18 protein-coding genes, 1 tRNA gene and 1 riboswitch are annotated in these 22,541 nt (G+C 70.3%); of the genes, 8 read left to right on the top strand and 11 right to left on the bottom strand.

Annotated elements, in window-relative coordinates; genetic code table 11:
- The first annotated feature begins 656 nt into the window (after positions 1-656).
- A complete protein-coding gene (locus tag NR112_RS11685; RefSeq protein ID WP_256794497.1) occupies positions 657-1,151 on the top strand; it encodes a hypothetical protein in 495 nt (164 codons plus the stop codon).
- A 634-nt stretch (positions 1,152-1,785) separates the two neighbouring features.
- Here NR112_RS11685 and NR112_RS11680 read toward each other — a convergent pair.
- Entirely contained in the window at positions 1,786-2,574 is a 789-nt protein-coding gene (locus tag NR112_RS11680; protein ID WP_256794496.1) for an NYN domain-containing protein, read from the bottom strand.
- Positions 2,575-2,859: 285 nt separating this feature from the next.
- The gene (locus NR112_RS11675) at positions 2,860-3,411 is read right to left on the bottom strand and encodes a C40 family peptidase (protein WP_256794495.1); all 552 of its coding nucleotides are present in this window, start codon (positions 3,409-3,411) and stop codon (positions 2,860-2,862) included.
- Positions 3,412-3,415: 4 nt separating this feature from the next.
- A riboswitch (cyclic di-AMP (ydaO/yuaA leader) is annotated at positions 3,416-3,586 on the bottom strand.
- A gap of 377 nt (positions 3,587-3,963) precedes the next feature.
- Here NR112_RS11675 and NR112_RS11670 point away from each other — a divergent pair.
- The 3 genes from NR112_RS11670 (at position 3,964) to NR112_RS11660 (ending at position 6,781) form a co-directional block, all read left to right on the top strand.
- Positions 3,964-4,458 carry an FBP domain-containing protein gene (locus NR112_RS11670; protein ID WP_256794494.1) on the top strand — a complete coding sequence of 165 codons (495 nt, stop codon included), beginning with the start codon at positions 3,964-3,966 and terminating at the stop codon, positions 4,456-4,458.
- A 112-nt stretch (positions 4,459-4,570) separates the two neighbouring features.
- Positions 4,571-4,644, top strand: a tRNA-Gly gene (locus NR112_RS11665).
- A gap of 274 nt (positions 4,645-4,918) precedes the next feature.
- Positions 4,919-6,781 carry an acyl-CoA dehydrogenase gene (locus tag NR112_RS11660; RefSeq protein WP_256794493.1) on the top strand — a complete coding sequence of 621 codons (1,863 nt, stop codon included), beginning with the start codon at positions 4,919-4,921 and terminating at the stop codon, positions 6,779-6,781.
- 85 nt (positions 6,782-6,866) lie between these two features.
- Here NR112_RS11660 and NR112_RS11655 read toward each other — a convergent pair whose 3' ends face one another.
- The 7 genes from NR112_RS11655 to NR112_RS11625 form a co-directional block, all read right to left on the bottom strand.
- The gene (locus tag NR112_RS11655) at positions 6,867-7,874 is read right to left on the bottom strand and encodes a GNAT family N-acetyltransferase (RefSeq protein WP_256794492.1); all 1,008 of its coding nucleotides are present in this window, start codon (positions 7,872-7,874) and stop codon (positions 6,867-6,869) included.
- A 107-nt stretch (positions 7,875-7,981) separates the two neighbouring features.
- Entirely contained in the window at positions 7,982-9,361 is a 1,380-nt protein-coding gene (locus NR112_RS11650; RefSeq protein WP_256794491.1) for an acyltransferase, read from the bottom strand.
- A gap of 176 nt (positions 9,362-9,537) precedes the next feature.
- Positions 9,538-9,831, bottom strand: a complete 294-nt coding sequence (locus NR112_RS11645; protein ID WP_256794490.1) for a DUF6458 family protein — start codon at positions 9,829-9,831, stop codon at positions 9,538-9,540.
- Between the two features lie 96 nt (positions 9,832-9,927).
- Positions 9,928-10,806 (bottom strand): hypothetical protein, encoded by an 879-nt coding sequence (locus NR112_RS11640; protein ID WP_256794489.1) that lies wholly within the window; start codon positions 10,804-10,806, stop codon positions 9,928-9,930.
- A gap of 58 nt (positions 10,807-10,864) precedes the next feature.
- The gene (locus NR112_RS11635) at positions 10,865-12,751 is read right to left on the bottom strand and encodes an NHL domain-containing thioredoxin family protein (RefSeq protein ID WP_256794488.1); all 1,887 of its coding nucleotides are present in this window, start codon (positions 12,749-12,751) and stop codon (positions 10,865-10,867) included.
- On the bottom strand, positions 12,748-13,554 hold the full coding sequence (locus NR112_RS11630) for a carbon-nitrogen family hydrolase (RefSeq protein WP_256794487.1): 807 nt from the start codon (positions 13,552-13,554) through the stop codon (positions 12,748-12,750). The genes NR112_RS11635 and NR112_RS11630 overlap by 4 nt, the downstream gene beginning before the upstream one ends.
- A 255-nt stretch (positions 13,555-13,809) precedes the next feature.
- Positions 13,810-15,906, bottom strand: a complete 2,097-nt coding sequence (locus NR112_RS11625; RefSeq protein WP_256794486.1) for a cytochrome c oxidase assembly protein — start codon at positions 15,904-15,906, stop codon at positions 13,810-13,812.
- Between the two features lie 26 nt (positions 15,907-15,932).
- Between NR112_RS11625 and NR112_RS11620 the strand changes: the two genes are divergently transcribed.
- Complete coding sequence (locus NR112_RS11620; protein WP_256794485.1) at positions 15,933-16,796, top strand: maleylpyruvate isomerase family mycothiol-dependent enzyme; 864 nt, start codon at positions 15,933-15,935, stop codon at positions 16,794-16,796.
- Between the two features lie 189 nt (positions 16,797-16,985).
- Complete coding sequence (locus tag NR112_RS11615) at positions 16,986-17,774, top strand: sigma-70 family RNA polymerase sigma factor (RefSeq protein ID WP_256794484.1); 789 nt, start codon at positions 16,986-16,988, stop codon at positions 17,772-17,774.
- Between the two features lie 119 nt (positions 17,775-17,893).
- Here the strand turns inward: NR112_RS11615 and NR112_RS11610 are convergent, their stop codons facing one another.
- Positions 17,894-18,649: a GAF and ANTAR domain-containing protein gene (locus NR112_RS11610; RefSeq protein ID WP_256794483.1), complete on the bottom strand. Its 756-nt coding sequence runs from the start codon at positions 18,647-18,649 to the stop codon at positions 17,894-17,896.
- Between the two features lie 232 nt (positions 18,650-18,881).
- Here NR112_RS11610 and NR112_RS11605 point away from each other — a divergent pair, with 232 nt between their 5' ends.
- The gene (locus NR112_RS11605) at positions 18,882-19,394 is read left to right on the top strand and encodes a MarR family winged helix-turn-helix transcriptional regulator (RefSeq protein WP_256794482.1); all 513 of its coding nucleotides are present in this window, start codon (positions 18,882-18,884) and stop codon (positions 19,392-19,394) included.
- A 1-nt stretch (position 19,395) separates the two neighbouring features.
- Positions 19,396-21,141, top strand: coding sequence for an MDR family MFS transporter (locus NR112_RS11600; protein ID WP_256794481.1), 1,746 nt, complete (start codon positions 19,396-19,398; stop codon positions 21,139-21,141).
- Between the two features lie 190 nt (positions 21,142-21,331).
- On the opposite strand, the gene NR112_RS11595 is transcribed toward NR112_RS11600, so the two are convergent.
- Positions 21,332-22,531 carry an MFS transporter gene (locus NR112_RS11595; protein ID WP_256794480.1) on the bottom strand — a complete coding sequence of 400 codons (1,200 nt, stop codon included), beginning with the start codon at positions 22,529-22,531 and terminating at the stop codon, positions 21,332-21,334.
- Positions 22,532-22,541: the final 10 nt, after the last annotated feature.

The raw sequence follows: 22,541 nt of genomic DNA, 5'->3' as shown, positions 1-22,541 counted from the left end.
TAGACCAGAGCCTGCGCAGGCACCGGTCCTACGTCAATGAAACAAGTAGCCGCGTCACGTGACTCGCGGCGACGAGTACTTGGGCCTGAGCATGAGAGCATCACGGCGTGACGCAGGAGCTGAGCCGACCACGGCCATCGCTACCCCGGCGGTTCGGCTCAAAGGTTGCGGAGCTGGTGGGTGAGGCCGTTGCAGAAGGCTTCTTCGCGGCTCTCGCGTGCATAGTCGCTGGGGTCGTGATCGCGAGCTTCCTGTGGGGGTGGAATCGCCACCCCGTGGCGACCGTTACCGCTAGTGCTGCGATGGCGTGCTTGGTCGGTTACGGCGCCTGGAGCCTCCGGCCGAAAGCACGACAGGCGCGTGGGCGTGGCGAGAGTCGGAGGCCTGCCGCCATCGCCTCCGGCGTGTTGCTCGTGACTGCCGTGTGGCTGCTCTACGTCATCAGCTACTGCAGCTGCGCCTGACGAAACCGCCGCGAGTGGTCGGCACCTTGTCGATGTCCGGTCGAGTGAACGTCCTCTTCTGCCGCGGGTGAGACGTCCGATTCTGCCGCGGATAGCGCGGTCGTGCCGAATTGAGGATGTCTTCCTAGAGGTCGATCCGTACGCTCAGTACGGCTCAGGCCAACAGTGGAGAACAGGCGGCAAGGGGAGAGCGTGGATCAGGGCGAGGCTAGACGGACCTTCGGCGACGTGCTGGCGATGTACGACCTGCGCAGCGTCGACGGGCGCCAGGTCATCGACGTCGCTGCTGAGCTCTTGGCAGCGGGCATAGATGGGCCAGCAGTGGTGGACTTGGCGAGCATGCCGGTGACGCCCCTGACGAGCCCTTTTGAAGTCGATGCTCGTGTCGCCTCGGCCCGCGAGGAACTTGGCATGCCGCCGCTGAGTCTGGAGGCTCTGGCCAGTCGGGCGGCGCAGGGGCAGCTGCGTCGCTGGCAGCAAGGGCTTCTAACGGATCGGGGCATTGCGTCGTGGGCTCATGAGGCGATCAGTCACGACGGACCGCAGGCACTGCAAGAGCTGGTCGTCATGGATGACATGCTCGATGAACTGCCATACATCGACGCGACGCCGGATTCGATCCATGCGGACATCGGCGCCATCGCGGCCACGTGCCTGGACTTTTCAGATCCATGGGCGGGCGGGTAAGGACCTGTCCTGGTATGCCGCTCGTCGGACGACGTCCGACCATGCCGCTGCCATCGCGTCCGGCACGACGTCACAAGCCACCGTCACAAGACGCGGGTCGCCACCGGCCCGGGGCCCGCTCTCCACCCAATCGCCGACCGACGGACCCGTGCATTGCTGAGCAGGGCTCTAAGAGATCAAGGGCGCGGCTCCGCCGCGCCGACCGGCCGGCTCAGGCCCTCTCGCGGCAGGGACCCCCGCGCTCCGGCGCTTCGCGCCTACGCGCACCCCCACCACTCGCCGGCCACGCCAGCCGGGGACACAGAGGGCACGCAGTCATCACTACCGAGCCAACTGACCTCCGAGCCGCCGACCCGACGCTTGAGCATCCGCCCGCCTCCGGATCGCGTCAACGGCGCTTCGCGTCACTTCGTGATGACCTTCGGCCACCATTGACCCGCCCACTCCGCCGGGCTCCTGTGCTCCGCTATCGGGTAGGTGGCTCTCCCTGGCCGGGCTGCAGCCCGAGGGAATGAAAAACCCGGCCCACGAGGGGCCGGGTGAGTTATGGCTCATACGATACCTAAGGACGACTACTTCCTCAACTTCTTCCTCTTCGTCATCTTCTTCATCGTCCTCTACGTCGCGGAGAGGGTCACCAGCCAGTCGGGCGCGTGTACGTCCCCGCCGGATCCGCAAGCTGGTGGCTGGTGTAGTCGGTCGGACCCAGGACGCGCCACCAGTGGTTCCCGACGCCCTCACCTGGACTCCCCTTGAGGTCTCCAGCGAAGAGCCCACCACGCGGGTTCACATGACCCACCGGCACAGCGGTCCGGGCAAGGTGTACGGGCATCTTGAGATCGGAGTCGTTGGAAATCACGACGGCCGCATCGACGGCGCCAGTCAGCACGTCGAAGAGGAGATGGCTCGCTACGTTCACGTCCGTCCCCTTCTCCTCCTGCTTCAACGTGGAGACCATGAAGTTCGCCCCAGGCACCTCGGTGCCGAGAGTCGAGTGCACCATGACTGGCCAGGCCGCCTGGACGATGACCGGCGTCCCGCGCTTTGTTGGGCTCTTGACCGCCAGGGGCCTGTACTGGACGCCGGTGACGTACTTTCCGTACTCGACATGGTCCACGCTCTGGGTCGCCAACAGTGCCTTGAGGTACACATCCTGCTCGCTGTGCCCAACCGGGTTGAGTCGGGCATCGATCCGGGCCGTGCAGTACACGACTCGGGACACGACCGCGCCGGTCCATCCACGCTGGGCCGAAACGAGATCTTCAGAGAGAGCTCGGATGTCCAGCCATCGCCACCCCGGCGCCTTCTTGAGTTGATGCCGGCCGCCGTAGTACAGGTTGTAGCCGTCGACATAGACACCTACGCGCAAGACCTTCCCCCGTCCGTGAGATCTGAGCGATCGCGAGTACGCAAGGTATCCCACCGACACACCTCTGGACGTCGCGACGGGCATCACGAATCAGGTGCCAACTCGTGCCACCCGCGTGCAACAGCGCCGGAGCAATGAGGGGCAACACCGGGCGCGAAGGGTCAGCCCATCACCCACGAAGGACGAGCTCGTGCAGGCTTCGACGGACTTCCCAAGCTGGATACGCGGGTTCGATTCCCGTCGCTCGCTCCGCGCACGACGTGTCGAACCACCGTGAGGTGGGCATCGTCCGGTCACACGGCCCCGAGGATCGACACGGACCCCCGGGACCGATCAGGGTCAGCGCATGCGACCGGCGACCCAGCTCGTCGTCCAGATCCTCGAGAGCTGGACGCGCTGGCCGGGCCTGGGTGAGTGCCAGACCTTGCCGGAGCCGGCGTAGATGCCGACGTGGTACGCGCGACCTCCGGACATGAAGAAGATGAGGTCGCCCTGCTGGACGTTCGCCTTGCCGATGCGGACGCTGGCGAGTCTCTGCGCGTTGGCGGTGCGCGGGACGCCGACGCCGAGGCGGGTGCGGTAGGTGTAGTAGACGAGGCCGGAGCAGTCGAACGCCGACGGACCGGCGGCGCCGTAGCGGTACGGGTCGCCCCGCTGGGCGGCCGCGATCTTGACGGCCGTCCTTCCTCGCGCGGCTCGCACGGCGGCGGAGACGTAGGCGACCGGTCTGGCCTTGATGGTGACGGGCGCGGTGCCCGACGTGGTGGCCGTCTGGTGCGTGACCGACGATGTCGGTGCGCTACCCGTCCCGACGAGGAGAGCGGCTGCGAGAAGTGGCGTGATAGCCCGGGACTGCAAGGGAATTCGGCGTGCAAGGGTAGAGGTGGGCATGGTGGATTCCTTCCCACGCCTGTGAGGTGAGCTGTCGGGTTCGGGCGGAAGATGCCCGGCCGCAGATGCGGCTTCACCCCAAGGACCGGCTGGCCGGCCCGAAAGTGGGTCCCCCACTCCTGTCCGTTATTGCTTGACTGCCCCACCGGTGGACAGGACTCGGCGTGCGGTGGGCCGCTCGGGGGAGACCCCGGGCGATGAACATCCATCGACGGTGACAGACAGGTCACGAAAAGGGTTCTAGAAGGTCAAATTATGGCAATACTTTACAAGTCAAATGCTCTCGCAACGGACATTCCCCGGGGCCCCGACGGCCATGGGCGGTCTTCGAGCTCACCGGCTCACCGCATCGACGCGGTAAAGCGGTGGACCGCCGCCGACGTCGTGACGCACCATGGACGCTGCTCCGTCGGGGCACGTCAGTCGTCAGCGGGGAGGCCCGCGGAGAGGCGGGTGGCCGTCATGGCCTGCTCAGCGGTCACCGTCCCGCTCCACCTCTCCCACCCTGGCTGACCGGTTCATCCGGTCCTGCCCGACTGACAGGAACAGACCGTGAAACCATTGACAGACAACGAGATTCGCGCCTCCTTCGTCAACGCCTCCCGGCGTGAGGCGAAGCAGGCCACCCTTCCCCCGGACCTCGACCTCGGCCCGCGATGGGAGACGCTCGACTACCTCGGCTGGGTCGACCGCAGCAACCCGCAACGGGCGTACGCCGTCGTCCCCGTCGACGAGGAACCCGTCGGCCTCCTCCTCCGGACTGCCGAGCGGACGCGCAAGGCGAGCGCGATGTGCGCCTGGTGCGAGGACGTCTTCGCGACGAGCGAGGTGGCCCTCTTCGTGGCTCGTCGCGCCGGGGCGTCCGGCCGCGAGGGCAACAGCCTCGGCACCCTGGTGCACGCCGACTTCAGCTGCTCGACCCACGTCCGACGCCTGCCCCACGGCATGGAGGGCGGACTCGACCCGCTCGCCCTCGTCGAGCGACGTGTCGAGGAGCTGCGGTCGCGGTCGTCGGCCTTCGCCCGCCGGCTGCGCGACGGCTCATGACCGCGGGCTGACCTCGAGCGCGCAGCCCGGAGGCGCCCTGCGGGCCGGCGGCGCGCCGGAGCGCGTCGTTTGGACGTCGTGGCCCGACTGTTGCTACGGTTGGCGACGCCTCGCAGGCGTAGTTCAGTAGCAGAACAGCCTTCTTCCAGAAGGAAGACGTACGTGCAATTCGTGCCGCCTGCTCCAGTTGAGTCGGGCCCGGTCAGCATGACCGGGCCCTTCTGCTGTCAGAGGGACCTTGGCGTCCGGTCGCTTATGCCGTCTCGGCGACGGGTGCATGGCGCACGTGCCAGCCCGACGGCATACGCCCTCGGAGACGGCTCGTGGCGGAACCGTGACCTCTGCCCCTTGCGATCGTTACCGGTCAGTAGCATCATGGAAGTGACCGGCCAGTAACTTGGCGCGCCCGCCGACGACGAGGCGGACGCACGACGAGCGACAGAACGTGGAGGGTCCCCGGATGGGCCACTACAAGAGCAATGTGCGTGACCTCGAGTTCAACCTCTTCGAGGTCTTCAACCGTCAGGACGTCCTCGGCACCGGCATCTACGCCGACGTCGACGTCGACGCCGCCAAGGACATCCTCCGCGAGGTCTCACGCCTGGCCGAGAACGAGCTGGCCGACAGCCTCCTCGACAGCGACCGCAACCCGCCCGTCTACGACCCGGCCAGCCAGTCGGTGGCGATGCCCGAGTCGTTCAAGAAGTCGTTCAAGGCCTACGTCGACGGCGACTGGGGCAACCTCGACGTCCCCGCCGAGCTCGGCGGCATGGTCGTGCCGGCCTCCCTGCGGTGGTCGGTCGCCGAGATGGTCTGCGGCGCCAACCCGGCCATCCACATGTTCACGGCGAGCTACTCCTTCGCCAACCTGCTCTGGCACCTCGGCACCGAGGACCAGAAGAAGCTCGCCAAGCACATCGTCGACCATGCCTGGCACACGACGATGGTGCTCACCGAGCCCGACGCCGGCTCCGACGTCGGCGCCGGCCGCACCAAGGCCGTCCAGCAGCCCGACGGCACGTGGCACGTCACCGGCGTCAAGCGCTTCATCACCTCGGCCGAGTCCGACATGGTCGACAACGTCGTCCACTTCGTCCTCGCCCGTCCCGAGGGCGCCGGCCCCGGCACGAAGGGCCTCTCCCTCTTCATCGTCCCGAAGTTCCACGTCGACCTCGAGACCGGCGAGCTGGGCGAGCGCAACGGCGCCCACGTCACCAACGTCGAGCACAAGATGGGCCTCAAGGTCTCGACGACGTGCGAGGTCACCTTCGGCGAGCACGAGCCGGCTGTAGGCACCCTCCTCGGCGACGTCCACGACGGCATCGCGCAGATGTTCAAGGTCATCGAGAACGCCCGGATGTTCGTCGGCACCAAGGCGATCGCCACGCTCTCGACGGGCTACCTCAACGCCCTCGAGTACGCCAAGGAGCGCATCCAGGGCGCCGACCTGACGCACATGACCGACAAGGCGGCGCCGCGGGTCACCATCACGCACCACCCCGACGTCCGCCGCTCGCTCATGCTCCAGAAGGCGTATGCCGAGGGCCTGCGCGCGCTCGTCATCTACACCGCGAGCCAGCAGGACGCCGTCAACCAGGCGCAGGCCGGCAACCCCGCCGCCCCGCTCGAGAAGGGTTCGGCGGCAGAGGTCGCCAACCGGATCAGCGACCTCATGCTGCCCCTCGTCAAGGGCCTCGGTTCCGAGCGCGCCTGGGTGCTCCTCGGCACCGAGTCGCTCCAGACCTACGGCGGCTCGGGCTTCCTGCAGGACTACCCGATCGAGCAGTACGTCCGCGACGCGAAGATCGACACCCTCTACGAGGGCACGACCGCCATCCAGGGTCTCGACTTCTTCTTCCGCAAGATCGTCCGCGACAAGGGCCAGGCGCTGCAGCACGTCGCCGGACAGATCCAGGAGTTCGCCAAGGACCTCGGCGGCTCGCTCGACACCGAGCGCGAGCTGCTCGGGCGGGCCCTCGAGGACGTCCAGGGCATCGTCGGCCACATGATCGGCGATGCCATGAAGAGCGCCCCGCGGATGGGCGGCGAGACGGCCAACCTCTACAAGGTCGGCCAGAACACGACCCGTCTCCTCCTCGCGGCCGGTGACCTCGTCGTCGGCTGGCTGCTGCTGCGTCAGGCCGACGTCGCGCAGGCGGCGCTCGCCGGTGGCGCCTCCGGCAAGGACGCCGACTTCTACCGCGGCAAGGTCGCGGCGGCCTCCTTCTACGCCAAGAACGTCCTGCCGAAGCTCGCCGCCGAGCGCACCATCGCCGAGGCCATCGACAACGACCTCATGGGCGTCCCCGAGTCCGCGTTCTGACGCGCACCACCCCTCACCCCGAGGCGCCCCTCCCCACGCGGGAGCGGGCGCCTCGTCGGTTTCGGCGATGGTAAAGGGTGCAAGGTCAGGCGAGCGACCGCTGGTAGGCCGGGCACAGCTCGACGATGCGGAAGCCGAGGTCCTCGTTGATCGAGACCATCCACGAGTTCGTGTCGTCGTTCCCGGTGACGACCCGCTGCCGCTCCGGGTGGTCGGCCTGCAGTCGCCGGAGGTTCTGGACCTTGAGGGCCATCCCGAGCCGCCGACCCCGATGGTCGCGGTGCACGAGCGTCCCCCACTGCCACGCCATCCCGGGGGCACCCGAGGGCAGCATGAGGTCGGTGTAGGCCACGACGTCGCCGCTGTCCTCGTGGACCGCGACGGTCGTCAGGCGTACGCGCCCCTGGGCACGCGCGACCTCGAGGTACTCCCGGTAGCGCGCCGGAGTGAGGGACTCCTCCTCGAACTCGAGGTCGCCCGTGGGCGCGTCGACGGCGAGCTGGTTCATGACGGCGCAGAGCGACTCCTGCAGGTGCTCGGGCACGCCGCCGACATGGGTCTCGAGGCGGTAGTCGACCTCCCAGCGCGGTCGCGCGTGCTCGGCGTGCCGGGTGAGGAGCCCGTCGTCGACGGGGAGCTGGAGGTGGCGCATGATCTCGGTGTTGCTGAGGTGGAAGCCGTGCCGCTCGGCGAAGCGGCGGTAGCCGTGTCCCTCCGACTCCGGGGGCACGAGGAAGTCGACGACCATCGTGACGCGACCCTCCTCACGGGCCCGCTCGAGGAGACGCTCGACGAGGGCGGTGCCGGCGCCGCGCCTGCGGTGGGCCGGGTCCACCTGGACGTCGGTCCACGTCATCGTCGTGTTGTCCGACAGCGGCAGCCAGAGCGTCGCGACGCCGACGAGCTCGTCACCGTCGTGGGCGCCCCACAGCTCCATGCGTTCGGCCTCGTCGACGTGACGCCATTCGACGACCGTCTCCGCGAGGGACGGTGGCTCGTTCCAAGGGCGCTCGTGACCCTTGCTGGCGATGATGACGTCGTACGCGCGGGCGCAGACGGCGTCGTCGTGCACGTCGATCAGCCTCGTCTCCATGGCACCGACGGTAGGGGCCCGCGCGTGGGCGCTGCCATCGAGTTTCCGTGGACGGAGGGCTCCCTCGAGGGGGAAGGCACGCTCACGCGACAGGAGGGCGCGCAGGCTCAGGTGCGGGGTGCGCGGGGGCGCGTCGTGCGCAGCAGGAGCAGGCCGGCGGCGAGGACGGTGAAGCCGACGACCGGCGTGACGTCGCCGACGAGGAAGAAGACCGGCCGGTTGCCGAGCACGTCGACACCCACGATCGAGACGATGAGGATGCCGAAGAAGAGCACGCCCGCCGCCGCGGCGGCCACGGGATCGACCCGACCCCGCCGTTCGAGCGACGCGTGAGCCGTCGTGCGAGGCCCCCCGTCGACGCGCACGAAGAGGGCCACGAGCGTGCCGGTCACGACCGCGAGCACGGCGAAGAGCAGCGGCCGGGTCAGCCACCACTGCCACGACGCGACGGACGGCTGGACGACGCCGAGTGCCCGCAGCGCGACGAGCACCGTCATGAGCGCGGTCAGGTGCCAGAGGAAGGTGGTCATCGCAACGCGTCCGGTCAGGACGACAGAGCGCCAGACGCGGGGCCGGGCGAGCACGCGCGCCATGCCCGGCCGCAGGACGACGGCGAGGCCGCAGATGCCGATGCCCTGAGCGAGCAGGGCCGCTGTGGGCGGCGCCATGTTGGAGACGGCCTCCCCGGGCAAGCCCACCATCGACGTCGGGTAGGGCCCGAACGCGACGGCCAGACCCATCGCGCCGAACCCCAGCAGAGCCATCGCCCACCCGCGAGCGGTCGTGAGCAGGCCGTCGCGCCAAGCGAACCCGAGCTGGTGCAGGGCCAGCCAGACGAGGACGAAGTTGAGGTTGCCGACGAGCTCGGGGCCGCCGCCGAAACGCACGAGGTCGACGACGCACGCCAGCACGACGAGCGCCACGACGACGGCGAGGGCCCAGCGCCGGTGGAGGTCACGCATGAGCGGGGCGAAGGCGCAGGCCCCGAGGTAGATCCCGACGAACCACAGCAGCTGCGGCACCATGACGAGCGCGTCGCGCGCGAGCCGTCCCGCGTCGCCGGGACGCGACGTCAGGCCCGAGAGGTCGGCGACGACGCCGAGCGCGACCCAGACGGCGAGGAAGGCGAGGGTGGGGCGCAGCAGGCGCGTCGCCCGCGCCCGCAAGAACGCGGCATACCGTCCGCGGGTGTCCGGGTGACGACGCTCGAGCGACTCGAGCGTGTGGGCGTGGGCGACACCCCCGACGAGGAAGAAGAGCGGCATGACCTGGAGCAGCCAGGTCAGGGGCTGGAGGGCCGGCACGACCGCGAGGGCGTTCGTGATCTGTCCGTCTGGCGTGATGGCGACCATGAGCCAGTGCCCGAGCACCACGACGAGGAGCGACCCGACACGGAGGGTGTCGACCCAGCGGTCCCGGTCGGCGGGGGTCGCGGCGTCGATGTCGGACGCCGTGCGGGCCGCGGCGTCGAGGTGGGTCCGGCTCACGCCTCATCGAAGCACGGGCGACGCACCGGGCACGTGAGTTCTCCTGCTCAGGACGCCGGCCGCGGCTCAGCGCCCCCGCGACCCCGCGGCCCTCAACCGTCGAGAGGCCACGAACCGGGCTGCGGTTCGTGGCCTGTCGACGGTTTGGGGGCCCGGTTCGCGGCCCTTCGACGGTCCTAGATGGTGCCGTCGGGGTGCTCGACACGACGCTCGACGACCTCGTCGCCGTCGACCCGGCGCTCGACGACGTCGGGAGCGCCCCGGCGCTCGGTGACGACCGTGTGCTGGGTGCGCGCGCGCTGGGCGTTGAGGACGAGCGCGAGGATGATCGCGAGCGCGCCGGCCACCATGAGGATGATCCCGATCGTGTTGCCCGTGCTGCTGCTCAGGTTGAGGACGCTGGAGTCGATGTTCGTGAAGCTGAAGATCGCACCGACGACGAGCAGGAAGATCCCGAGTCCGATACCCATGAGGTCTCCTTGGACGGGGTACGCCCTGGACGCGTACCTGCGTGTCACATACCCGCCGATCGGCAAACCGTCACGATACGGACACCGGCGGGCTGGTCAGCGGGAGCGGCGCCGCCCGAACGCGAGCGACCCGGCCGAGACGACCAGCATGACGACCCCGACACCGACGGCGATCGCGATCTCGTAGTAGAGGTTGCGTGCGGCGAGGCCGTAGGCCCCGTCGGCGATCGTGCGCGCCACCGCGGGGTCGACGCGGCGCATCAGCGGCTCACGCGACACCATGACGACGAGGGCGAGCGCGAGGGCGGTCGCGATCCAGCCGATGGCGACGAGCGTGGTCGCCGTGCGCCAGCGCAGCGCGAGCGCGATCGACAGCAGCGCCAGCGCGCCCACGACGAGCGGCCCCCACGGGCCCCACGCGTCGGCGATGCGGTATGCCGTCTGGGCCTTCTGCAGGTCGGTGGCCTTGACGAGGGGGATGGTCACGACGGGCGCGATCGACCCGGCGTCGGGGACCCCCGCCTGCTCGAGCGTCGACGTCAGGGCCGGGACAGGGATCGTCAGGCGCACCGAGACGCGCCCCTGGTCGTCGAGCTTCGTGTCGGCCCGGCCCTCCATGACGGCGATGAACTGGGTGTGGAGCGCCCGGATGCCGGTGGCCCACGCCGTGGTGACCTGCGGGCTCGCCACGAGGGCGGCGGCCTGAGTCCGGATCGGCGCCTCGAGCGCCTTCTCGATCACCGGCTGGAGCTGGACCGCACCGAGGACGCCCTGGACGACGCCGTCGGTGAGGGCCTCCCGGACCTGGGGCTTGGTGACGACCGGCCGCAGCTCCTCGACGAAGACGTCGGTGCGCGTCAGCATGACCGACGCCCAGAAGCCGACGAGCGACACGGGCAGCAGCACGATGGCCAGCAGCCCGCACACCGCCGAGAGGACGGAGCGTCCACTGCCACCAGATGCCTGTCGTGCCACGTGTGCCGCCTTGTCGTCCGCCGGTCTCGTCACGACCTGCAGGAGGGGCCGAACCCGACTAGTTACCGCCCTCGACCCCGCGCAGGTCGAGAGTCAGTGTGGCATCGGCGGTCGGGTCGAGGGTGACCGGGATCCCCCAGTCCTGCTGGAACAGGTGGCACGCGGCGTGCTCGGGTACCTCGCCCGTCTCGGGGTCCCCGTCGCACGCGGCAGCCTGCACGGAGATGTGCAGCGTGCCCGACCCGATGCCGTCACGAAGGACGAGCGTCCGGGTCAGGCCCTCGGCCCGCCCGGCCCCGGAGACGAGGAGCGCGTCGGGCGTCGCGGACACGTCGAGGCGCGTCGGGTCGCCCCAGCGCAGGTCGAGCTTCTGCCCGGTCGGCGGCACGAACGCCACCTCGAGGGCAACCTCCCCGGCGGGCAACGGAGTCGGTGGCCGCTGGGTCCGGTGTGCCGGGCCGTCGACGCGCTGGGCAGCCTCGGGCAGGGCCACGCGGGTGAGTCGGTGGGCGGCGGACTCGACGACGACGAGGCGCACGTCGCCGGTCTCGGGGTCGTGCTCGACGACAGCGTCGCTCGGCTCGGCCAGTCCCTGGGCCAGGGTCGACACCTGGCCCGTCACGGGGTCGAAGCGGCGGACGGCGCCGTTGTACGTGTCGCTGACGGCGACCGAGCCATCGGGCAGCTCGGTCACGCCGAGCGGGTGCTGGAGCAGCGCGTCGGCGGCGTCGCCGTCACGGTGACCGAAGTCGAAGAGTCCGGTGCCGACGTGGGTCTCGACGACGAGTCCGCCGTCGGCACCGGTCGTCACCGACCGCAGGGCGGAGGTCTCGGAGTCGGCCACCCAGACGCGGTCGCCGGAGGCGGAGGCCGCGAGGCCGGACGGCTGGGCGAACCACGCCTCGGGTGCCGGACCGTCGACGAGCCCCTCGTTGGACGTGCCGGCGACGACCTCGACGCGACCCTCGTCGAGGGTCTCGCCCGGGGTCCAGGCCCACAGCTGGTGCGTGCCCGCCATCGCGACGACGAGCCGGTCGCCGAGCCAGGCGAGGTCCCACGGGGTCGAGAGCGCCTGCTCGAGGGCGGGCCCGCCGCCGGTGCGTTCGCGCAGCTGTGACCCCGTGCCGGCCACGACGTGGACCGAGCCGTCGGAGAAGCGGATCCCCTTGAGCTGGTGGTTGACCGAGTCGGCGACGAGCACGTCGATGCCGAGCCGCTCGGCCACACCGGGCGACGCCAGCAGGACACCCTGCGGCTCGTTGAAGAGGCCGTCGCCTCCCCATCGGGCCCGCTCGGTCTCGAGGTCGGCCTCGAGGTGCACGACCTCGTGGTCGGCCGTGTCGGAGACGACGAACGATCCGTCGGGCAGTGCGGCAGCCTTGCCGGGGAAGCGCAGCGCCGTGTCCGGAGACGGCGGGGGGACGTAGGGATCGTCGCCGGGCTGGAGCGTGCCCTTGGCCCGGTGCTCCTCGACGAGCTCCGTGACGAGGGAGGCCAGACCCGGGCCGTGCCCCTCCCCCGACATCGACGCGACGACGTAGCCCTCCGGGTCCAGCACGACGAGCGTGGGCCACGCGCGGGCGGCATACGCCTTCCACGTCACGAGCTCGGGGTCGTCGAGCACGGGGTGGTGGACGGCATACCGCTCCACGGCGGCGGCCAGGGCGTCGGCGTCGGCCTCGTGCTCGAACTTCGGCGAGTGGACTCCGATGATCGTCAGCGCGTCGGGGAACTGCGCCTCGACGGGCCGGAGCTCGTCGAGCACGTGGAGGCAGTTGACGCAGCAAAAGGTCCAGAAGTCGAGGACGACGACGCGACCACGCAGATCGGCGAGAGACAGTGACCGGCCACCGGTGTTGAGCCAGCCACGGCCGACGAGCTCGGGCGCCCTGACCCTGACGCGGGAGCGGAGCGAGGCGGTCTCGGCCTCGGCGCCGGGCGTCACGGGAGCCTCCGATCGCTCAGGACGGGGAAGGTGCGACGCCACTCCGCCGTCGCCGCGGTGTCGATGTCGATGCTCAGCACCTCCTCGTCAAGGCCGGCGGTGGCCAGAACCTTCCCGGTCGCGTCGACGACCTGCGAGTGACCACCCATCTCGTGGTGTGCGTGGGTGCCGGCGGTGTTGCACTGGAGCACGATGCACTGGTCCTCGACGGCTCGGGCCTGGCCGAGCAGGGTCCAGTGGGCGACCCGCCTGCGCGGCCACGCGGCCGGGATGACGAAGACCTCGGCGCCGCGCTCGAGCAGGCGTCGGTAGAGCTCCGGGAAACGCAGGTCGTAGCAGGTGGAGAGCCCGACGGGCACCGTCCCACCATCGGCGACGGGCACGTCGACGACGACGAGGTCCTCACCGGCGTCCATGAGGGTCGGCTCGCCGTCGCCGAAGCCGAAGCGGTGGATCTTGCGATACGTCGCGACGAGGTCGCCGTCCGGCGAGAAGACGAGACTGGTGTTCCAGAGCCCTCGGCCACCGGGCTCGGCGGGCTCGCCCCGCTCGACGATCGAGCCGCCGTGCACCGTGACACCGGCCTCACGGGCTGCGGCAGCGAGCGCCCGGGCGACGGGTCCGTCGACGGACTCCGCCCGCTCGTCCCACGCGGTGTAGTCGAAGCCACCGGCCGGCCACAGCTCGGGGAGCACGACGAGGTCGTGGCCCGCCTGGGCCCGCACGAGACCCGCGACCCGGGCGGTGCGGTCGGCGACCGACTCGTCGTCACCGTAGGCCAGCTGGATGAGCGCAACCTTCATGGTCCAACTCTCACACGACCCGACCGGTGCCGGGCCCCCGGTCCCGTCCCGCGGGCACCGGTCCATGGCGACCATCGGGACCCCGGCAGGCACTCGCGACGCACGTCGACGCGACGGGGCTCACGGCATACGGCCCCTGTCGGCAGGTCTACCTCGAGACGCCGGCGGACGACGCAGCCGCATGGGTCACGGAGCTGCAGTGGCCGGTGCGCCGCGCCGGGTGGCGCTCGCGGCGTGGTGACGGTTCGGCCGCGGTCAGCGGCGGGAGCCCTCGTCCCGGCGGGCGAGCGCGGCCAGACGTTCGTTGTATGCCGTGAGCTCGGCGTCGCCGTCACGGTCGGCCCGGCGGTCCTGCCGCACCGACTCCGCACTGTCGGTGCGGAACCACTGCAGAGCGACGGTGAGCGCGAGCACGAGGCTCGGCAGCTCGCCGATGGCCCACGCCACGCCGCCGCCGTAGCGCTGGTCGGCGAGTCGGTCGGTGACCCACGGGATCGCGACCGTGGGGAAGAAGTCACCGCCGAGGAGCGTCGTGCCGCTGATCATCGCGACGCCGAAGAAGGCGTGGAAGGAGATCGTCGCGAAGAGCACGACGAGGCGCAGCGCCGGGCTCCAGCGCTTGGGCCCCGGGTCGACCCCGACGAGCACCCACGCGAAGAGGTAGCCGGTGAGGACGAAGTGCGCGGTCATGAGCAGGTGACCCGTGTGCGTCTGCAGGGCCAGCTGGAACAGGCCCGTCCAGTAGAAGACGACGAGGCTCATGAAGAAGAGGACGGCCGCGAAGATCGGGTTGCCGACGACGGCGAGGAACCGCGAGTGGATGAGGGCCAGGACCATCTCGCGCGGGCCGAGCGTGCCGTCGCGGCGCCCCCGGACGGTGCGCAGCGCGAGCGTCACCGGCGCCCCGAGCACGAGGAAGATCGGGACGACCATCGCCTCGAGCATGTGCAGCGTCATGTGCCACGAGAAGGCGACCCGGCCGTAGATGCCGAGCACGCCGTTGGTGGCGTAGACGAAGAGCAACCAGCCCACGACCCAGCTCACGGTGCGCATCACCGGCCAGGCGTCGCCACGACGGCGCAGGCGCACGACCCCGGCCAGGTAGAGACCGATCGCCAGCAGTGCCGTGGCGAGGAAGAACCACTCGACCCGCCAGGCGGTGAGCCACGACATCGCCGTGGGGGCGGGCGGTGCGGGATAGCCGGTCAGCGACAGGGCCGGGCTCGGGTCGGCCACCGTCTCGGGCACGGGGGGCTCGCTGCGCGCGAGTGCGGTCGCGACGCCGAACGCAAGCGCCATGACGAGTGTCTCGGCGATCGCGAGGCGCACGAACAGCCGGCCCCGCAGCCTGCGAGCCGCGTCCGCTGTCGGCGTGCCTGCACCGGCGGTGAGCGTGTCGTCGATGCGGTCGAGCGTGACGCGTCGGTGCCAGAGGCCCGCGACGCCCAGCACGGCGAAGGCCAGGACCTTGACGAGGACGAGGACGCCGTAGGGCGTCGTGAGGTCGGACCACGAGCCGAGTCGGGTCGTCGCCGACATGACGCCGGAGACCCCGACCGTGACGAAGCACCAGAGGGCGACGGCCGAGTAGCGGCGGGCGACGACGCCGAGGGCGTCACCGAGCGGCCGGCGCAGCACCACGAGCGCGAGGAGTCCACCGACCCAGACCGCGGCGCCGAGCAGGTGCGCCGCGATCGCGTTGACGGCGGTTTCGTGGTCGGCCGACCCGCCCGCATGGCCGGCGAGGCCGAGGACGAGCAGGCCGAACGCCGAGACGACGGTGAGCGCGAGCGCGACGGCACGCGAGCGAGCCACAGCGGCGACCGACGCGACGACGAACGCGGCGACCGAGCTGATGAGTCCGACCCGGAGGGGCTCGATCGACCACACCGACCCGGCCAGGTTGCTTCCGAAGAGTGGGTCACTGAGCGGCATCCCCGCGGCGTCGGCGAACGTGAAGACGACGCCGACGGCCCCCGCGAGCGCCCAGACGAACGCAGCGGCGGTCGCGACCCGGAGGGCAGCGGCGCGGCGCGGCTCGTCGAGCGCGGCGCTCTCGGCTCGAGTGCGGCCGGGGATCATCGTCGCGGCGAGGAGCAGCGAGCCGATGGTGAGCGAGGCGGCGACGTCGTGCACGACGCGGACGAGGGGCAAGGCCCAGCGGACGACCGGCCCCGCGTCGGTCAGGCCGCCGGGCAACGGGGCGGCCGCGCCGGTGTAGCGCGCGGCGACCACGCTCGCCAGCAGACCGACCGCGACGACGGCGGCGAGCACGACCGCGACGCGCCCCGTGGACGAGGAGCTGGGTCCTGTCCGCGGGCCGGCGAGACCGTCTCGCTGCAGGGTTGGCATGCCTCAAGGGTAAGTAGTCTGATGACATGCCCATGCACCCGGCCGCCCCAGACGACCGCAACGGACTGATCGACGCGTTCGACCACTCCGTGCAGTCGATCATCGACCTCGGGCACTCCTGCCGAGACGAGGACTTCGAGATCCAGACCGAGTGCCCCGGCTGGACCGTCAAGGACCAGATCGCCCACGTCGTCGGGGCCGAGAAGTCCTTCGCCGGCATGCCGCGGCCGCAGGTCGAGGTGCCCGACTACCCGCACGTCCACAGCGACTTCGCCCGCTTCGTCGAGGTCGACGTCGAGGCGCGGCGCGGCCTCTCCGGACGCGAGGTCGTGGCCGAGCTGGCCGAGTTCCACCCGCAGCGGGTCGCCGACCTGCGCGCGTCGGACGCCGACATCGACACCGTGATCGGCGGTTTCTTCGGGCCCGAGACGACCTTCGGCGACCACCTGCACCGTCGGATCGTCGACGCATGGGTACACGAGCAGGACCTCCGTGCCGCCCTCGACCGGCCCGGCAACCTCGACTCCGCGAGTGCCGCCGTCTTCACGGCCGACATCCTCGCCGCCCTCCCGCGCATCGCCTCGCGGGTCGCCGGCATCGGCGCCGGTCACGCCGTCGTGCTCGACGTGAGCGGTCCCGTCGTCGCGCGCGGTGGGGTGCGCATCATCACCGGCGACGACGGGCGCCCTTACGGGGAAGCACTTTTCAGCGGCAACGACCGGCCCGAGGGCGAGGAACAGCTCGACGTCACGACGATCCACCTCACGACCGACGCCCTGACGCGTCGGGCCGCCGGACGCCGCGGCGTCGACGAGATCCACTACACCGTCACCGGTGACGAGGAGATCGCCCGGCGCATTCTCGAGGCGCTCGTCGTCGTCACGCACTGAGCCCGGACCGGGGCGGTCCCACGCCATCGGGAACACCGTCGGGGCTGTTGCTGCTCGCGCCCGCGTATACACCTCTGGACCCCCGGACGGGGTCGAAGTCCACCTTGTGTATATGGGGGCGACGGCCTAGCGTCACTAGTAGTCGGTCAAGCCAGCGCCGCATCGGGGATCCGATCCATCGGAGTTGAAATGACCGACCCATCCGTGGGTCCGCGCAAGGATGCGCGAACCAGAGAGCTCATCAAGACCCTGCGCACCTCGGACTCGCCGTCCGAGCGCGCCACCGCCCTCGAGACCGTGACCGTGCTGCACATGCCGCTCGCGCGCTCGCTCGCCCACCGCTACTCGGGCAAGGGCCTCGACCGAGAGGACCTCGAGCAGGTCGCGTTCCTCGCACTGCTCAAGGCACTCCAGCGGTTCGACCTGTCCAAGCCGACCGAGTTCGGCGCCTACGCGACGCCCACCATCACCGGTGAGCTGCGCCGCCACTTCCGCGACCACGGCTGGCTCGTCCGCCCGCCGCGTGAGCTGCAGGAGCGACGCCAGCTCGTCACCGACACGAGGTCACGGCTCGAGCAGCGGCTCGGCCACGACCCGGACGCCGGCGAGCTCGCCCACGAGCTCGACATCACGCTCGATGCGGTCAGAGAGGCCCAGGTCGCGGCGACGAACCTGCGCCCCGCCTCCCTCGACGCGACGACGGCAGAGGGCGGCCGCCCGGTCCTCGACCTGCTCGACGCCCGCGGCGACTCGGGGTCCGACCCGGCCCTCGACGAGGGCATCGTGGTGCGCACCGCGCTCGGGCGGCTCCCCGCCCGGGACCAGAAGCTCGTCGAGCTCCGGTTCGGCGGCGACATGACACAGGCCGAGATCGCCGAGTCCATGGGGCTCAGCGCGATGCAGGTGAGCCGCCTGCTCCGGCGCACGCTCGACGAGCTGCGCCGCCAGCTGTCCGCGGAGGGCATGGTCTCGGCCTGATCCCTCCCGCTCCGACCCGTGGTCCCGACGTCCGCATGGCGCGTCGGGGCCACTCGTCGTTCGGGACCCGGTGCCGGATCGGTCTGCGACCGACCTGCACGCGATCTGGACCCGCCCGGTCAGACCTGCGAGTCGGCCTTCGCGCCACCCGCCGGGCCGGCGGGGCCGAACTGCGACTCCTGCCCCTGGATGACCTGCGAGGCCACGTGGGCCAGCTTCATGTTGAGCTCCTGCGAGGTGCTCCGCAGCAGCTCGAACGCCTCCTGGCCGCTGATGTGGTGCGCGGCCATGAGCAGACCGACGGCCTTGCCGATCTCGCGGTTGCTCGTCAGCCCCTGTCGCAGGGTGGCTGCCTCCTCACGCGCCCGAATCGCCATGAGCGCGACGGAGGCGAACGAGGCGATGACCGCACCGAGGTCGGCCGACGTGGACGTCAGGCCGCCGGGGGTGTCCGAGAAGAGGTTGAGGGCACCGACCTTGTCGCCCTCGAGCAGGAGCCGGTAGCCGATGGCCGATCGGACCGGTGTCTCGGCGACGATGCGCTCGGTGAAGCGCGGCCAGGGGGTCTTGGCGTCGGTGAGGTCGGCGTCGTGCTGGTAGGCCTCGGAGACGATGGCGTCGACACAGGGGCCCTCGCCGATCTCGAGCTCGATCTGGTCGATGCGTCGGGCGATGTCGTCGGTGCTGGCAGCCGTGACGTAGCGGTCGCGCGTGCGCACGAGCAGCGAGGCCCGGTCGCAGCCCTCGACGAGCTGGAGAGCGGAGTCGACGAGCGACTGGTGGATCGAGCCGGCGTCGGCGCCGGCATAGATCAAGGCCGACATCTGTCGGAAGGCGTCGGTGATCGTCGGGTCGACGGGAACGTCGCTCGTCATGGCACTCCCTGCACATCGGGCCCGGCGGCTCCGCACACTGCTGGACGGTTCGGGTACGTGAGTCATCCTCGCACCTCCCCCAAGGCGCGAGACCACAGACAACCACATGAGGCCCGCACGTGGCGAGACGATCCGATGGCTGGACAAACGTTGGACAGGTGAGTTGACAGCCGAGCCGGCTCGGGCAAATACTTGCATGCTGCAAGCAAGTAGTTGATCGAGGGGGCACGTGATGGCCGTGAGCAGGGACGAGGCGAACGACGTCTTCCTCGGGCTCCTGCGCGTCCAGAAGCTGCTCGTCGCGGCCAAGCACACGGCCCCGCGGCTAGAGGACGGCGTGGACGCCACGGCATACCCCGTGCTCTTCGTCGTCGCGGGCCAGGGCACCGTCCGCATCTCCGAGCTCGCGACGACGCTGCACAACGACGTCTCCACCGTGAGCCGACAGGTCAGCGCGCTCGTCGCGAGCGGACTGCTCGAGAAGAGTGCCGACCCCAGCGACGGGCGCGCGTGGGTCGTCTCCCTCACCGAGCGCGGCCACGCGGCCCTCAACCGCATCCAGGCGAGCCGCGCCACGTGGTTCCAGGGGCTCCTCTCCGAGTGGGACGGCCCCGCCACCGAGGAGTTCGTCGGCCGGCTCCGCGAGCTCGGCGACGCGCTCGACACCAACCTCCGGGCACGGGGTGCAGCGCCGCCCCCCATGCCCTTCGACTCCACCAGAGCCAAGAAGCAGAAAGAGGACTGACATGTCCGACACCACCGCCGAGCCGCCACGCGTCGACGCGACCGCGGACGCACCAGCCGGTGCGGGCCCCGACGCGCGACCGGTTCTCTCCCACAAGGAGATCCTGACCATCCTCGTCGGGCTCATGATGGGGATGTTCCTCGCGGCCCTCGACCAGACCATCGTCGCGAGCGCCATGCGCGTCATCGCCGACGACCTCAACGACCTCGCCGGCCAGGCGTGGGTCACGACGGCCTACCTCATCACCGCGACGATCACGACACCCCTCTACGGCAAGCTCGGCGACATCTACGGGCGCAAGAAGCTCTTCATCTTCGCCATCACGATCTTCACGATCGGCTCGATGCTCTGCACGCTGTCGTGGTCGATCCCGTCGCTCGCAGCCTTCCGAGCCGTCCAGGGCATCGGCGCCGGCGGCCTCTTCTCGCTGGCCCTCGCCATCATCGGCGACATCGTGCCGCCGCGTGAGCGCGCGAAGTACCAGGGCTACTTCCTCGCCGTCTTCGGCACCTCCAGCGTGCTCGGCCCGGTCATCGGCGGCTTCTTCGCCGGCCAGGAGACGATCCTCGGCGTCACCGGCTGGCGCTGGGTCTTCCTCGTCAACGTGCCGATCGCCGTCGCCGCGCTCATCGTCGTGACGCGCACGCTGCACCTGAAGCACACGCGTCTCGACCACCGCATCGACTACTGGGGTGCCCTGAGCCTCTCGGTCGCCCTCGTGCCGCTGCTCATCGTGGCCGAGCAGGGCCGCGCCTGGGGCTGGGGCTCGCCGACCTCCATCACCTGCTACGCCATCGGCGTCGCCGGGCTCGTCGCGTTCTTCCTCTTCGAGCGGTCCATGGGTGAGGAGGCGCTCATCCCGCTGCGCCTCTTCACGAACCGCACCGTCGCGTCGTCGTCGGTCGCCTCGGTCTTCATCGGCATGGGCATGTTCGGCGGACTCGCCGCTATCCCGCTCTACCTGCAGATCGTCAAGGGCTCGTCGCCCACCCAGGCCGGGCTCCAGCTGCTCCCGATGACCCTCGGGATCATGGCCGGCTCGATCGTCTCGGGTCAGCTCATCTCCCGGACCGGGCGCTACCGCCACTTCCCGATCATGGGCGCGGCGATCCTCGTCCTGTCGCTCTACGCCTTCCACTTCGTCGGCGCGGACACCCCGCTCTGGAAGACGATGATCGTGATGTTCTTCTTCGGCATCGGCCTCGGCTTCAACTTCCAGCCGTTGACCCTCGCCGTGCAGAACGCCGTCGACCGCCGCGACATGGGCGTGGCCACGTCGTCCGCCACCTTCACCCGCCAAATCGGCGGCACGCTGGGCACCGCCGTCTTCCTGTCGATCCTCTTCTCGCAGGCCGGCACGAAGATCTCCGAGGCGTTCGCGGCGATCGCCCCGACACCGGAGTTCCAGGCGGCCCTGCGCAACCCGACCGGTGGCGACCCGGCCGCCAACAAGGCCTTCATCGAGCAGCTCCAGGCCTCCCAGCAGTCCGGTGGCTCGGGTGCGGGCGTCGGTGGCGCGGCCCTGTCGGACAGCTCGTTCATCAACCAGCTCGACCCGACGCTCGCCAAGCCGTTCCTCGTCGGCTTCTCCGACGCCATGTCGGTCGTCTTCCTCGTCGCCGGCGGGGTGCTCGTCCTCGCGTTCATCGCGACGCTCTTCCTGCCGAACATCGACCTGGGTCCCAAGCCCGGCGAGCGTCCGGCAACGAAGGACGAGGACGTCGTGGTGGCCCCCGCCGGCCACTGACCCCTGCGGGCTCGCCCGCTCCACCGTCGAAAGGCCACGTTCGGCCGCTTGACGACAGTCGAAAGGCCACCTCTGGTCGCTGGAGGTGGCCTTTCGACATGCGGGGGGCGGCCACACGTGGCCTTTCGACGGTTCAGTGGCCGAGGGCGGCGTGTGCGGGGGGCGCGGAGGGCGTATGCCGGGGGCCGGGTCAGCGGAGGTTGTGCAGCTCGCGCCGGGTCAGGAACGCGCGCGTGCCCAGGGCCATGACGAAGGCGAAGCCGCCCGCGATGATCGCGACCCAGTAGCCGTGCTGCGGGCCGACGTGGTCGACGACGATGCCGGACACGGCCGAGCCCGCCGCGATGCCGATGATGAGTCCCGTGAGCACGATCGTCATGCCCTCGTTGAGCTGGGCCTTGGGGACGATCCGCTCGATGAGGTTCATCGTCGTGATGAGGGTCGGAGCCGTGGCCATGCCCGCGACGAGCATGAGGCCGGCGAGGACCCAGAGGTTGGGGGCGAAGAGCACCGGGATCTCGAGGACCGCCATCCCGAACGTCCCGGCGATGAGGAGCTTGACGAGGCTGCGGCCGTGCGAGACGTGCCCGAAGACGAGACCCGCGGAGGCCGACCCCACGGCATACAACGCGAGGATGGCGCCGGCGGCGCTCGGCGCGCCCTGGTCCTTCGAGACGGCGAGCGTCACGACCTCGTTGACGCCGAAGATCGCACCCGTCATGACCATGATGAAGGCGAGCGGGATGAGGCCCGCCACCGTGTAGGCGTGCTCGGTGGGTCGCTCGTGGTGCGGCACGACGGGCGGCTCCGTGGACCGTGCGGAGATGAAGATGAGGACGCCCACGGTGTAGGCGACGGTGGCGAAGGCGAAGCCCGCCTCGGGGAAGAGTGTCGTCGACAGCCAGATCGCGAGGACCGGCCCGATGACGAAGGTGATCTCCTCCATGACCTGCTCGAACGACATCGCCGCATGGAGGTTGCGTGGGTCGTCGGCGAAGATGTGCGACCACCGCGCGCGGGCCATCGTGCCGAGGTTGGGGATCGCGCCGCACAGCGGGAAGGTGATGAAGAGAAGCCACGAGGGCAATCCCCGCATCGAGACGAGGAGGGTCATGACGGCCCAGAACCCCGACCAGAGGAAGAAGGGGATGGCGATGCGGCGCTGGCCGTAGCGGTCGACGAGCCTCCCGAGGAAAGGGGCGAAGAGCGCCAGGGAGACCATCCCCGCCGCTACCACGGCGCCGGCGAGCGCGTAGGAGCCGGTACGTGCCGAGACCATCGCGACCACGGACACGGCGAACATCGAGCCTGCCGAGCGGGCGATCAGCCCGCCGGTGATGAAGACGCGTGCCCCCGGTACCTCGAAGAGAGGTCGGTAGGACGCCAGCACAGGTGCTCCT

It is taken from the genome of Terrabacter sp. Ter38, assembly GCF_024519435.1.
Lineage (GTDB): Bacteria > Actinomycetota > Actinomycetes > Actinomycetales > Dermatophilaceae > Terrabacter.
The sequence above is the reverse complement of the archived record's forward strand: the minus strand, read 5'-3'. Positions and strand labels throughout refer to the sequence as shown.